Source organism: Erwinia pyrifoliae DSM 12163 (genome assembly GCF_000026985.1).
GTDB classification, from domain to species: domain Bacteria; phylum Pseudomonadota; class Gammaproteobacteria; order Enterobacterales; family Enterobacteriaceae; genus Erwinia; species Erwinia pyrifoliae.
The window spans coordinates 1-14,998 of sequence record NC_017390.1 but is presented as its reverse complement, the minus strand read 5'-3'; the positions used below and the strand labels follow the sequence as shown (position 1 = coordinate 14,998).

The following is a 14,998-nucleotide window of genomic DNA, read 5'->3' as shown; positions in this document are numbered from 1 at the left end:
TGGGGCAATTCACTCTTCCCGTCTGTTCACTTTATCCATGTGAATTCTATCTGTATTACTCACTTATTTTATGTCTTTCATCGTCGTTATATACTCAAGGAGCTGGAGTTATGATCGAAATAACAAGGGAAAACGCTGAACGGGCGCCACAACTTTCCGCAGCAAACCTCAAATCCAAAGCTTCCCGCGTCACCAACGAAACGTCACCTCTCACCATTCGCATCAAATCGGCAAATAAAAGCCATGGGCATTTGTCTAAACAACACGACGTAATTTCCAGCACAAGCCCGGGCCGTCGGGTCCTGAATACGTTGAAAAGGGGGTTGCGCTGGAGAACTGATGAAGCCGGCAAGGAAGATGTTGAGCTGTCAGCAGTGATTTCTGAAGGTGAAGCCCTTTATCAGGAAGCAGAAGCTCTGCGCGATGCCCGCAGCCAAATGAACCAGCAGCAGGTTCTTCCCTTATCACTTAAGCGTAAAACGGCATTTGCTATGGGCGCTGTGGTGATACTGGCTGGTGCCGGGCTGTGTCGTAGGCAGTTTAGCCAGAGCGGGGCTAAAACCGCTTACGAACCGGCTTCCTCAGCCATGGCTGATACATTTGAAACCGCAAATTTGTTCAGCACTCATTCCACCCCCTTAGATGGCGAAATAAAGGTTGCCCGGCACGTCAGGCGGCATCTGGCTATTGCACAGCAGGTCAGTACGGTGTTGCCTTATTCAGGAGTAAGCCAAAAAAAGCTGTTTGATTATTCATGTCAAAAAGAACGTGAAGCGCTGAGTTTTTCAGACGTTCTGCGCAACATAGCCAACACATTACACAGCCCAATAGAAATGGCGGGAGAAGAATGGCAGATTGTCTACGACTATGAATACCTTAAGAAAGGATGCCCGAAAGCGACGGATAAAATATTCCTCCTTAATATCATGCATTATATTGACTCCATTTCTAAAACCATACTGCATTCATTCTCCGACCTTATTCCTTTAATGATATTGCAAAACCTTATCCCTCCTGTCCTGATATCAATCGCAGACAGGCTGGAGGGTAAAACAATGGATTTTAGCTTAATTATTGAAATAAATAGTGAGTTCCTGTCCGTATCCCAGATGATTTCAGCATCACTCGACCTTCATAGTATCAAGCTGCTCAGCAGTGAACAAAAGGACCCCATTAAGGATATTATCCCAGATAAACTTAACATAAAAAATGGTGGTGTATTTGTTGAGATAAACGGCGGGGAGTTTAAATTAAACAGGGACTCAGGCGGCGTATTCATTTATGATATAGAGCAAAAATCCCTGCAATTAAAAAAGCACTATATCACCTATTCTCGTGAAAAAAAATTATGGATCAATGGTAAAAAATCCATTGTTATGAGCCCAGATAATACAAGCGGGGGATCGGTACTTGATGCGGGCCGAAGGCTATTAGCCTATGCAAGAAATGAAGCGAGTAAACAGACTTCATCCGTGGACTTTGTTATCAGCGTACTTGCCAAGTCAGGGTTAGTGGATGAGAAAACACTGGATTTATTCCGCAACAGCATCAACAAATCGTCTTCATGTTTGAATTACATGGAAGACACAATTAATGTTGCAGAATTAAACCAGTTACTTAAAATAAAGACAGGTCAGGTGGTTATTTTCATGAAGGAAACAGGAAAAGACTTATATGTAAAACAAACCATGCTGGCAATGGGGAATGGGTTATTTAGCGGGGTCAATAATGAAGTGCTGGCAACCGAGTTTGCACATGACGGCATTACCCTGACAGCCGAACAGTTAGGAAGATTCAAAAATGGCGATCTCATCAGTAGTGAGGGGAATAAATTCAAAGTGTTCGCTGGCACCATAAAGAACACCAGGCTACCCTTTGATAAAAGCTATAAGGATGCGGTATTAAATCTGGAGAACGAAGCTTACAGCGCAGGTGGCATTCATGCCATCGGTGCTGTTTTATCCAGGACTGGGGATTTATCACCCGAACTGGTATCAGTCATGCATGAAGACATACTCAATAAAGCCCCTATATATCCTTATATCACGGCGGATAAGTTGTGGTTAAATAATGAGGAGATCGAAACACACATCCCCCCCGGCGGAATAATCTTCCTGACTAATAAGCCAGAAGAAAATTACGAAAGCGGGATATTTGCATTGCGTCTCAATGATGACGAATATTTCATCCCTGAACTTTTCGAACCTGCATTAAAAATAGGTGGGCGCAGCACAATATATAAAAAAAGCGAACTCAATCACCAAATAAAAGAAAGAAAATTTTGGGTAAAACCAGTCTCTTTCAATTTACAAAAGACCAGAACTAAGGCTTTATTGGGAAAGGATGCCAGATTTTATTCATTCGGTGATTTTTTGCGTATTCGGGCGCACGGCGGCCCGAGGAATATTAACTATAAGTCTCCCTCTGAGATTGTTAGCATTATAAAAGGCCTTGCCAAGTATAAAGACATCGATCTCGATAAAATTAATTCAATCGAAATTGAATCCTGCTTCGGCGCCAGCGGCTTCCCTTCCAGCGGAAGGATAATTTCATCCAGCATGGGAAAAAGGGTGATAGCCTGGCGGGGCAAGTACCGTACAACTAATGATGCAGAATCTGAGGCTAAGGTCATTTATAATCCTACCCCCTTAACCTATCTTGAAAAGATCTCTGCAGAAGTCAAAGACAGAAACAACATTTTTATAGATAAAATTAAAGGGGTTTATTTCTACCTGTTAAATATGATCAAAGAACCTCCTGCCCCTGCACCGCCAAGAATCAAACGAAATTCCCGGTTATTTAACCTTTTCTTAATTGACCTGGGTAGATTGGTTTTAGGTAAAACGGATATAGAGTCCTTTATCAAAAACAATGCATTATTTTATGGCCATCGTGAGGGTGATATCACATTGATTCGCGATCGGCTATTGGCATACCCTGTGAAAGATGCCCTTGCATTCTTCGAACTCTGTATGGAAGTGTTATATATCAGCCATGAAGCCACCGACTATCTGGATGCCTATTTAAGCAGGCCCGTTAGCGACGAGTATTACTCTCTGGCATTGACATCTCCGCCCCCGGAAGTGAGTAAGTATGAGACAGGCTTTAATAAAAATGTTTCCATGACGGCATTACTGGATATCGCCTATGCTCTGGGTATATCTACCGAAAACATGTACCTTTCGCCTAAGAGTTGGGGTCAATTTGGCTTTCAGGGCGACATTTTTCTTAACAATAAAAGAAACAAATTCTTCGAATTCAGAAAGGAAGGATTCCCCTCAAGCCATTACTGGCATTACCCAGCAGATGCAAGCGATGACGAGAACTGGCTGTACGCAGGTCGCCACCCGGGAACAATCGACCAGCCTAAACACTGGTACGAGTATGGCAAAGCCGGGTCGGTATATTATGACGTTAAACATGGTTATCTGATCCTTAAAACGGACGGCAGACCCTCAGACCATCAATGGCATTTCCCGCCGGGCGGTCAGTCTGATAAACGATGGGAATTTATCACCTGGCAAGCCGGCACGTTTATCACCCCGTTAGCCTGGAATGATAAAGGTGCTGTCGGCAGCGTCTATTACTCTGACGAAAACGAAGCGTTCTATATATTGAGAATAAAAGGCAGGCCATCCACCCATGGCTGGCATTACCCCGTTGAAAAAAAAGATAATGTTTACTGGATCTACGCCGGTAAAAATAGGGGAACCCTTGATGTTCCCAAACAATGGTATGAGTATGGAAAAGCAGGTTCGGTATATTTTCTGGTCGGATGGGGATATATGAGCCTTATCACTGAGGGCAGGCCATCGGACAACAACTGGGTTTACCCGATCGTCGGTGATTCCAACGCCTACTGGGCGTTCATATGTCATGAAGTCGGCTCCTTCCTGTCACCCAAACTGCCGAACGTTGAGGGTACATCTGGCGAAGTCTATTACTGTGTCCAAAACCAGGCTTTTTATATCCTGAGAAAAGACGGCAAGCCAGCGCGACAAGGCTGGTCCTTCCCTGCCGGTAAGGCGGATGACGGGAACTGGATCTACGCCGGTGAAAATCCCGGAACACCCGACTTACCTAAAACCTGGACCGAGTACGGAAAATCAGGCTCGCTATACCATCAACCAGGTGTTGGCTATTTTAGCCTGAAAACCGAAGGCCGCCCTTCTGACAATAACTGGCAATACCCTGATAGCGGTAAGCTCAGCCAGCGCTGGAAACTGATTTCCTGGGAACGTGGCTCCTTTAACGCCCCCAAATCACTTAATGAGCAAGGCAAAGCCGGAGATGTCTATTATTCTGACGAACATCAATCGTTCTATATCCTGAAAGCAAGCGGTAACCCCTCTCTTCACGGCTGGCTTTTCCCCTCAAACGAGCATGATGACGAGAACTGGATCAACGCAGGAAGAAACAAGGGAACGCCGGACTCCCCTAAAACCTGGGATGAGTACGGAAGAGCAGGCTCGCTATACCACCAGCCGGGATACGGCTATTTGACCCTCAAAACTGAAGGCCGGCCAGCATCAAGCGGCTGGAGATTCACGGACGGTGGTCAGTCCGATAGACACTGGAAATTCATCTCCTGGGATCTGGGAACCTTCGACGCTCCCAAAAAACAGAATCTGCAAGGCAAGGCTGGAGAAGTCTATTTTAGCGGCGAAAGCGCATCGTTTTATATCTTAAGAAATAACAAAATGCCTTTGACCGACGACTGGCACTTCCCTCCCGGTAACATGGATAACGAGCACTGGTTCTATGCCGGGAAAAACAGGGGCACCCTCGAATCGCCTAAACCGTGGAGTGAATATGGAAAAGCCGGTTCGGTATACTTTCAGCGTGAATACGGCTACTTAACCCTGAAAACCGAAGGCCGGCCGCCAGACGAAAAATGGCCTTTCCCTCCTGAGGGTACGTCCAACGAGTACTGGCAATTTATCTCATGGGAGGTGGGTTCCTTTAACGCCCCGAAACAGCTGACGGCGGGAGGCGTGGCTGGCGAGGTTTATTATTCTGAAGAACACCACCTGTTTTATCTTTTGCGCAACGCGGGTAATCCGTCTGACAACGGCTGGAGTTTCCCTCCCGGCACGGCAGACAACGAGAATTGGATCTGCGCCGGGGAAAACAGAGGCACCCCGGAATCACCTAAAGCCTGGAATGAATATGGAAAAGTTGGCTCGGTATATTATCACGCGGGATATGGTTATCTGACCCTGAAAACCGCAGGCAGACCTTCAGAGCATAACTGGTCATTCCCGCTTAGCGGCACGTCCAACCCGCACTGGAACGTCATATCCTGGCTTATGGGTTCGTTTAAAAACCCAAAAAATCAAAGGGTTAAAGGTACTATTGGGGAGGTCTATTATAACGAAAAAAACCAGTTCCTTTATATTCTTAAAAGAGAAGGTACCCCTGCGGACAACGGCTGGCATTTCCCTTCTGGTAAAACGGATAACGCCAACTGGATCTACAGTGGGGAAAACCATGGCACCCTGGAGTCGCCTAAAATATGGCATGAGTATGGAAAGGCGGGAGCGGTTTATCACACCTTCAAATATGGCTATTTGGTCCTGCTAACTGAAGGCAGGCCTGCAGATAATAAATGGTATTTCCCGCCTGAAGGTCAATCTGACAGCCACTGGAAATTTATCTCCTGGGAAGCCGGTTCCTTCACCGCTCCCAAACGGCTGACTGAAGAAGGTGTAGCGGGTGAAGTCTATTATTCTGACGAAAACAGAACGTTTTATATCCTGAGGAAAGCGGGTAACCCGGCGAGCCACGGCTGGCATCTCCCGGCTGATGAAGAAGATGACGCCAACTGGATCTACGCCGGAAAACATAAGGGAACCCTGCACTCACCGAAACCGTGGGAGGAGTATGGCAAAGTGGGTTCGGTGTACTATCAGACCGGCCATGGCTTTTTGGTCCTCAAAACGGCGGGCTGCCCGGCTGACTACCAGTGGCCTTTCCCGGAACCCGGCAAGTCCAATCGACACTGGAAATTTATTTCCTTTAAAGCGGGTGCCTACACGGCTCCCAAACGGCCTACCGAAGCCGGCGTAGCCGGCGAGGTTTATTATTGTTTCGATAATCACTTGTTTTACATTTTAAGAAAAGAGGGGACGCCATCGCTTAACGGCTGGACTTTTCCGGATGGCGCGAAGGATAACTGGAACTGGCTTTACGGCGGTGAAAACAAGGGGACTCTGGCTTATCCGAAAAATTGGAATGAATATGGAAAAGTGGGATCGGTGTATTATAAAGCCGGGTATGGATACCACATTCTGCAAACCGAAGGCAGCCCGTCAACCCATAAATGGTATTTCCCGCCGCACGGTGAATCAAACGACCACTGGACGCATACGGAGCGATGGTAAACCAGAGCCACGCATTGCGCTGAACGTTTTGCAGAGGCAGTAACATCAACCCGTCGAGATCAAATCCGGGTTGATGCATAGCAATGGCTCCCTTCCGCGCCGCTTAAATCTCTATCTGGGTTCCCAGTTCGATCACCCGGTTAGGCGGAATTTCAAACTGATCGGGCGCGCGCAGGGCGTTCTTTTGCAGCATCAGGAACAGCTTGCCGCGCAGACGCAGATACCACGGGCGTTTACCGAGGATCAGCGACTCATGCGACATAAAGAACGAGGTTTCCGTCATGCGGCAGCTCAGACCTTCCAGCCCACAGCGGTGGAAAATTTCTTCGACATTGGGCGTTTCACGCCAGCCGTAGCTTGCCACCACCCGCCAGAAGGTGGGCGACAGCTGCTCGATAGTCACGCGCTTCACATTATGTACGTACGGGGCATCTTCCGTGCGTAGCGTCAGCAGCACCACGCGTTCGTGCAGCACCTTGTTATGTTTCAGGTTGTGCAGCATGGCGAACGGAATAACATTCAGCGCGCGCGACATATAAACGGCGGTGCCCGGCACGCGTACCGGCGGCGATTTCTCCAGCGACGCGATCATCGCCTCCAGAGAATTTCCGTGCTCATGTATACGGCGCAGCAGGCGGAAACGCTCGCTTTTCCAAGTGGTCATCACGATAAACATCACCAGCGCCAACGACAGCGGCAGCCAGCCGCCGGACAACAGCTTCACCACGTTGGCTGAAAACAGCGAGACATCGATGCACAGCATACCGACCAGTAACATCATTACCAGGTAGCGATTCCAGTGCCAGTTCTGAATCGCCACCGTGCTGCACAGAATAGCCGTCAACACCATAGTACCGGTCACGGCGATGCCATAGGCGGCCGCCAAATTGCTGGAGTGTTCAAAGCCGAGGATCACCAGCACCACCGCCATAAACAGCAGCCAGTTGATCACCGGGATATAGATTTGCCCCGATTCCTGTTCCGAGGTGTAAACGATACGCATCGGCGGCAGGTAACCCAGGCGCACCGCCTGGCGGGTCAGAGAGAAGACGCCGGAAATCACCGCCTGCGAGGCAATCACCGTAGCCAGCGCCGCCAGAATCAGCATCGGGATCAGCGCCCATTCCGGGGCTAACAGGAAAAAAGGATTCTTAATCGCTTCCGGGTGCTTCAGCAACAGCGCGCCCTGGCCGAAATAGTTCAGCACCAGCGAAGGCAGCACCACGGCAAACCACGCCAGACGGATGGGAAACTTGCCGAAGTGGCCCATATCAGCATACAGCGCTTCAACGCCGGTAATCGCCAGCACCACTGCGCCCAACGCAAAGAAAGAGACGGATTTATATTCAACAAAGAAGTGCGCCGCCCAGTAGGGGTTCAGGGCGTGTAGCACCTGAGGATTATCAGCAATACCGCGCACCCCCAGCACCGCCAGCACGATAAACCACAGCAGCATCACCGGGGCAAACAGCTTGCCTACCATGCCGGTGCCGTGTTTCTGAATGACAAACAGCAGGGTTAATACCGCGATAGCCATCGGCACGATATAGCGATCGAGCGAAGGGGCGATAACCTCCAGCCCTTCCATTGCCGAAAGCACCGATACCGCCGGGGTGATCACCACCTCACCGTAGAAGAAGCTGCCACCAATCAGGCCCATGATCACCAGAATGGCCGTTGCACGCGACCCGGTATAACGCCCCGCCAGCGACATCAGCGTCAGGATCCCGCCTTCTCCGGCGTTGTCGGCACGCATGACGTAGCTGAGGTATTTCAACGACACGATCAGGATCAGCAGCCAGGAAATCAGCGACAAAAAGCCAAATACGGCATCATGCTCTACGCCAAAACCAAACTGCCCGGAAAGACACTCGCGCAGGGTGTACAGCGGGCTGGTGCCAATATCACCATATACCACGCCAATGGCAGCCAGCGTGACAGCCCCCAGGGATTGCTTCTTCTCAGAACTCATAGAATTGTCTTTTGTTGCGGTGGACTCACGCGGGATTGCGCACGGTTCAACGGCCCGTCAAAAGCGCACAGTATGCACGATTCATCAGGTATACCCACCGTTAATTGCCTGAAAAATGACGCCGTTAGTGGCCGTGTCACCCTTTGATAATAAAAAAGCTGACTACTATCAACTCTTTCAAGCATCATAGCCAGTAGTGTTTGCGCTCGCCAGCCATTGGTGCTGGCCTGACCGTACAAAAGGATGAATGTTTAAATATGGCCCACTCTCAATTACTGGCAGAACGCATTTCCCGCCTGAGCAATGCGCTGGAAAAAGGTCTTTACGAGCGCCATCATGCGATTCGCCTTTGCCTGCTGGCCGCGCTGTGCGGTGAAAGTGTATTTTTACTCGGCCCGCCGGGTATCGCTAAAAGCCTGATCGCTCGCCGGTTGAAGTTTGCCTTCCAACACGCCCGCGCCTTTGAATATCTGATGACGCGTTTTTCCACCCCGGAAGAGGTATTTGGTCCCCTTTCCATCCAGGCGCTGAAAGACGAAGGCCGCTACCAACGCCTGACCAAAGGCTATCTTCCCGATGCGGAAATCGTCTTTCTTGATGAGATCTGGAAGGCCGGCCCGGCGATTCTCAACACCCTGCTGACGGCGATCAACGAACGGCGCTTTCGTAATGGTGACAGCGAAGAAACAATCCCCATGCGCCTGCTGGTGACCGCCTCCAACGAACTGCCGGAGGCCGACAGCGGGCTGGAAGCCCTGTATGACCGCATGTTAATCCGCCTGTGGCTGGACAACGTGCATGCGAAGCAGAACTTCCGCAGTCTGCTCACCCACCAGCAGGATGAAAATCAAAATCCGGTAGCTGAATCACTGCGCATCAGCGATGAGGAGTATCAGCAGTGGCAGCTGGGCATCAGTCAGGTTAGCCTGCCGGACGATGTTTTTGAGCTTATCTTCATGCTGCGAGAACGGCTGGAGGGCCAGCCGGAAGCCCCTTATATCTCCGATCGGCGCTGGAAAAAGGCCATTCATCTGTTACAGGCAAGCGCCTTTTACAGCGGCCGCAATGCGATTGCCCCCATCGACCTGATCCTGCTGAAAGACTGCCTGTGGCATGACACAGGTTCAATGAAACTGCTTGAGCGCGAACTGGATAACCTGATCACCCAGTATGCCTGGCAGCAGCAGCCCATGCTGTTCAAACTGCAACAAATCAACGCCCGCCGCCTGGCATTGCAGCAGCAGCAAAGCGTGGAGCAGGCCATTCGTCTGGAGAAACACGGCGGCATGTTTAGCCGTAAGCCGCACTACGATTTACCCGCCGCGCTCGCCGCCGAGTCGCTCACGCTGATGTTGCAAAAACCGCTGACGCTGCACGAAATACAGGTGACGCATATCGCTTTAACCCGTGAAGCGCTGGAAAACTGGCTGCAAAAAGGTGGCGAGGTGCGCGGCAAACTCAACGGCATTGGTTTTGCGCAAATCCTTGACCTGCACGTCGACGACAGTGACTGCCTGACGCTGCGTGACATCAGCCTGCAGGTTTCGCGCCTGATGCTGCCAGGCAAAGCGCAGCAGGGGCTGCCCGAGGAGATCTCACAGGCGCTGGATGAACTGGATACCCGGCTACGCGCGCAGCGCACCCTGTTCAGCCAGCACCATCGCTGTCTGTTTATCAGCGATGACTGGCTGGCAAAAGTGGAAGAAAGCCTGCAGCAGGTTGCTGAACAGCTGAAGCAGGCACGGCAGTGATCTCGCTGGATACGCTAAGTCTTTTTCTGTCGATCAATGAGAACGACCTGGTGGAAGAGCTGATCATGACGCTGCTGGCCTCGCCACAGCTGGCCATCTTCTTTGAGAAATTCCCTGCCCTCAAAACCGCGTTAACGCGCGACCTGCCACGACGCAAGGCTGAGATCCTGCAACAGCTGAAATCCACCGCCCTTCCGCCGCAGCTGGAAGCGGAATTCCAGCGATTTCAGCAGTTCCAGACGTTAAGCCTGGGCGATTTTAACGCCGGGCTGGCCGAACTGCTGGTCTGGCTTAATCAGCAACGGTCAACGTTTCACCAGAAGGCGCAGGAGCTGGTCGACAATAACGATACCCGGCAGCTCAGTAGCGCACAGCAAACCCTGTTTTTACAGCGCTGGCGTCTGAGCCTGACGTTGCAGACCCTGACGCTTAACCAGCAGCTGCTCGACCAGGAACGGGAAAGACTGCTGGCCGAACTGCAACAGCGGCTGGCGGTGAGCGGCCAGCTGGCCCCGGTGCTGGCAGATGACGACGAAGCCGCGGCGGGCAGGCTGTGGGATCTGACACGCGGCGAGTTACAGCGCGGCGATTATCAGCTGATCGTGCAATACGGCGACTTTCTTGCCAGCCAGCCAGAACTGCTGAAGCTGGCACAACAGCTGGGACGCAGCCGCAAAGCGCAAGCAGTGCCCTCAGACAATGCGCCAGCGCAAACCTGTCAGCAGCGGGTGCGGGAACCGGCAAACGTGCCGGAAGAGGTCAACGGCCTGCACCAAAGCGATGACATCCTGCGCCTGCTGCCGCCGGAGCTGGCCACGCTCGGCATCAGCGAGCTGGAGATTGAGTTCTACCGTCGGCTGGTGGAAAAACGCCTGCTGACCTATCGTCTGCAAGGGGAAGGCTGGCATAATCACATCACCCAGCGCCCCGTCGTCCACCCGCATCAGGACCCGCAACAGCGCGGCCCGTTTATCGTCTGCGTCGATACCTCCGGTTCGATGGGCGGGTTTAACGAACGCTGCGCCAAAGCCTTTTGCCTTGCCCTGCTCAAAGTTGCGCTGGCGGATAATCGCCGCTGCCACATCATGCTGTTTGCTCATCAGGTGGTCAGCTATGAACTGACCGCTGGCGACGGTATCAGCCAGGCGATTCGTTTTCTCAGCCAACGTTTTCGTGGCGGAACCGATCTTACCGCCTGCCTTGAAGCGGTTTTAGTGAAGCTGTCAGATCCACAATGGCATGATGCCGACGCGGTAGTCCTCTCCGATTTTATCGCCCAACGCCTGCCGGATGCGTTGGTACAACGCGTGCGCATTCACCAGCAGCAGCAACAGCAGCGCTTCCACGCCGTTGCCATGTCCGATCATGGAAAACCCGCTATTATGCGCATTTTTAACCATATCTGGCGCTTCGATACCGGGCTGAAAAGCCGACTGCTACGCAGCTGGAAACGCTGACCCCAGCCCTTTGTCACCGTGCTGCAAACCTTATTTGCTATAGTGATATAAACGCTTTAGCCAATGGCAAGATGGGAGCATCATGTGACCGCGCAACAACATCAGACGGCATTACCCGCACCAACCCGCATGCCAACGCTCAGCGGTAGCGATCCACAACAAAAACGACTGGAGATACTGAGCTATTTTCGTCAGACCTGGGAACTGTACGAAAGCCTGTTCGACTGCCTCGCCGACGAGCGCGCCTGGTATAACAAGGCGATTTCACTGCGTCATCCGCTGATCTTCTATTACGGTCATACCGCCACCTTCTACATCAACAAACTGATGGCGGGCGGCCTTATCGATGCGCGCATTGACGACAAGATCGAAGCGACGATGGCGATCGGCGTCGATGAAATGAGCTGGGACGATCTGGATAACAGCCACTACAGCTGGCCGCCACTGGCAGAGCTGCGCGACTATCGCGGCAAGGTTCGTCACCTTATTGAGCAGTTCATTCAGCAGATGCCGTTAACGCTGCCGATCGACTGGAACAGCCCGGCATGGGTCATTCTGATGGGGATCGAGCACGAACGCATTCATCTGGAAACCTCCAGCGTGCTGATCCGCCAGCTGCCGTTGGCGTGGGTTAAGCCCCAACCGCACTGGCCTGCCTGTCCTGAGGCCCGCCACGACCGTCAGGCAGTACCGCATAACAGCCTTATGGCGGTGAGCGCTGGCCGCGTAACCCAGGGCAAAACCGATGATACCTACGGCTGGGNTAATGAATACGGCAGTCAGGTGACCGAGGTGAAGCCGTTTCAGGCCAGCCGCATGCTGGTCAGCAACGCCGAGTTTTTTGCTTTCATTGCCGCCGGCGGCTATCAGACGCAGCGCTGGTGGGATGACGAAGGCTGGGGCTGGCGCGAGTTTGCCGGGGCGCATATGCCAACCTTCTGGGTAGGTTCACCCCAGCAGCCAGAGGCATTAAGGCTGCGCCTGCTGGCGGAAGAAGTGGCGATGCCGTGGGACTGGCCGGCAGAAGTCAATCAGCTGGAGGCCGCCGCATTCTGCCGCTGGAAAGCAGAGGAGACCGGCCTGGCGGTACAGCTTCCGTCAGAAAGCGAATGGATGCGGCTGCGTGAACAGGTGGAGGGCGACCAGCCGGACTGGCGTGAAGCCCCGGGTAATATTAATCTGGCTCGCTGGGCCTCTTCCTGCCCGGTAGATCGCTTTGCCCAGGGGGAGTTTTACGACCTGGTTGGCAACGTCTGGCAGTGGACCACTACGCCGACCAGCGGTTTTCCGGGCTTCCGTGTCCATCCTTTATACGATGATTTCTCCACGCCGACCTTTGACGGTAAACATACGCTGATGAAGGGCGGCAGCTGGATCTCCACCGGCAATGAAGCCTTGAAATCAGCTCGCTATGCCTTCCGACGCCACTTCTTCCAGCACGCGGGGTTCCGCTACGTGGTTTCGCAGCATCAGGAAAGCCTGCGCGCCAACCCGTATGAAACGGACAGCATGGTGTCGCAGTACCTCGACTTCCAGTACGGCGCGGAATACTTTGGCGTAGAAAATTACGCCAAAGCGCTGGCGCAGATCGCCTGCCGCATCAGCCAGCGACATCTGCGGGCGCTGGATATCGGCTGTGCTACCGGCCGTGCCAGCTTTGAACTGGCGCGTCATTTTGATCGGGTGGTCGGAATGGATTACTCGGCGCGCTTTATCGATGTCGCTCTGCAACTGACCCGTGGTGAAAACTTCCGCTATGTCACCCAGGAAGAGGGCGATCTGATTGAATACCACCAGGTGCACTTGCAGGACTTCGATCTCGGCCCGGAGCAGGCCGGCCGCATCCGCTTTGTACAGGGGGATGCCTGTAACCTGAAACCCCAGGCAGAAGCCTGGGATCTGGTGCTGGCCGCTAACCTGCTTGACCGCCTGCGCCAGCCGAAACGTTTCCTCACGGATATCACGCAGATGATCCGCCCCGGCGGCGTACTGATGCTCTCTTCACCCTATACCTGGCTTGAAGAGTTCACGCCGAAAGAGAACTGGCTGGGCGGCATGCGTGAAAATGGTGAAGCGCTCTCGACTTATCAGGCACTGCAACGCCTGCTGTCCGCCGACTTTGAGGAGATCGCCCCGCCTCAGGACGTGCCGTTTGTCATCCGCGAGACGGCGCGCAAATATCAGCACAGCGTGGCCCAGTTAACCCTGTGGCGTAAACGTTAAATTCCGGCGGGCATTTCCCGATGCCCGCTGTCATTTCTGCAATTTGATTGCCATTCCTTTTACAATCCCGCACATTATTCGCAAGATAACTGAACATTCGATAATAGCGGAGTCGCCATGGCAGAAAACATGCAGCCGGATAACCTCGATCGCGGCATTCTTATCGCCCTGATGGATAATGCCCGTACCGCCTATGCCGAGCTGGCAAAACAGTTTAACGTCAGTCCCGGCACCATCCACGTTCGTGTGGAAAAAATGAAGCAGGCAGGCATCATTAAGGGAACCCGGGTGGAAATAGACCCAAAACAGCTTGGCTACGACGTATGCTGCTTTATCGGCATCATTCTGAAAAGCGCCAGGGACTATCCTGCGGCCGTGGCAAAACTGGAGCAGCTTGAAGAAGTGGTGGAAGCCTGGTACACCACCGGCCATTACAGCATCTTTATTAAGGTGATGTGCCGATCGATCGATGCGTTGCAACAGGTGCTGATCAACAAGATCCAGACCATCGATGAGATCCAGTCCACCGAAACCCTGATCTCATTGCAAAACCCGATCATGCGCACGATTATCCCGTGATCGGTGCATAAGTTTATCCACACCTGAGTCATCTCACCTTCCATGGTAACATCTGGCTCCGGGCCGCTGCCGTTTCGCTGCTTCCTGCCAGGCGTTGCAGATGGCGATAAGAAATACCCCTACTTACCCACAGGTAGATCCCAATCTGATCACAGCGTACAATGCCCGCCATTATCACACTGGGATCAGATTATGGCCGACATTACATTAATCAGTGGCAGTACGTTAGGCAGCTCAGAATACGTGGCCGATCATCTGGATGAGAAGCTGTCTGAAGCCGGTCACACCGCCACCACGCTCCACGGGCCGGAGCTGGCGGAACTGAAGCTGGAAGGGATCTGGATTATCGTCACCTCTACCCACGGCGCCGGTGAGCTGCCCGATAACATCCAGCCGCTGTTTGAGGCAATTAAAGAACAGCAGCCCGATCTGAGTAAATTGCGTTACGGCGCTATCGGCCTGGGTAACCGTGAATACGATCTGTTCTGCGGGGCAATTCAGCAATTCGACGAGCTGCTGACCTCTTTGGGTGCGCAGCGTATCGGTGAGCGTCTGGAAATTGACGTACTCGAACATGAAATCCCGGAAGATCCGGCCGGAGAGTGGATCGAACACTGGGAAAAACTGATCTGA

At 52.4% G+C, this 14,998-nt stretch carries 7 protein-coding genes; 6 read left to right on the top strand and 1 reads right to left on the bottom strand.

Annotated elements, in window-relative coordinates:
• Positions 1–110 precede the first annotated feature (110 nt).
• Complete coding sequence (locus tag EPYR_RS00035; protein WP_012666399.1) at positions 111–6,383, top strand: hypothetical protein; 6,273 nt, start codon at positions 111–113, stop codon at positions 6,381–6,383.
• A 103-nt stretch (positions 6,384–6,486) separates the two neighbouring features.
• Here EPYR_RS00035 and kup read toward each other — a convergent pair whose 3' ends face one another.
• Positions 6,487–8,355 carry a low affinity potassium transporter Kup gene (gene kup, locus EPYR_RS00030; RefSeq protein ID WP_012666398.1) on the bottom strand — a complete coding sequence of 623 codons (1,869 nt, stop codon included), beginning with the start codon at positions 8,353–8,355 and terminating at the stop codon, positions 6,487–6,489.
• Positions 8,356–8,612: 257 nt separating this feature from the next.
• Here kup and ravA point away from each other — a divergent pair, with 257 nt between their 5' ends.
• The 5 genes from ravA to mioC all read left to right on the top strand — a co-directional run bounded on the left by ravA (position 8,613) and on the right by mioC (position 14,998).
• Positions 8,613–10,106 (top strand): ATPase RavA, encoded by a 1,494-nt coding sequence (ravA, locus tag EPYR_RS00025; RefSeq protein WP_012666397.1) that lies wholly within the window; start codon positions 8,613–8,615, stop codon positions 10,104–10,106.
• Positions 10,103–11,563 carry an ATPase RavA stimulator ViaA gene (viaA, locus tag EPYR_RS00020; RefSeq protein WP_012666396.1) on the top strand — a complete coding sequence of 487 codons (1,461 nt, stop codon included), beginning with the start codon at positions 10,103–10,105 and terminating at the stop codon, positions 11,561–11,563. The genes ravA and viaA overlap by 4 nt, the downstream gene beginning before the upstream one ends.
• Positions 11,564–11,626: 63 nt before the next feature.
• On the top strand, positions 11,627–13,786 hold the full coding sequence (gene ovoA, locus EPYR_RS00015; RefSeq protein WP_014538407.1) for a 5-histidylcysteine sulfoxide synthase: 2,160 nt from the start codon (positions 11,627–11,629) through the stop codon (positions 13,784–13,786).
• 117 nt (positions 13,787–13,903) lie between these two features.
• Positions 13,904–14,365 (top strand): transcriptional regulator AsnC, encoded by a 462-nt coding sequence (gene asnC / locus EPYR_RS00010; RefSeq protein WP_012666394.1) that lies wholly within the window; start codon positions 13,904–13,906, stop codon positions 14,363–14,365.
• Positions 14,366–14,557: 192 nt separating this feature from the next.
• Positions 14,558–14,998, top strand: a complete 441-nt coding sequence (mioC, locus tag EPYR_RS00005) for an FMN-binding protein MioC (protein ID WP_012666393.1) — start codon at positions 14,558–14,560, stop codon at positions 14,996–14,998.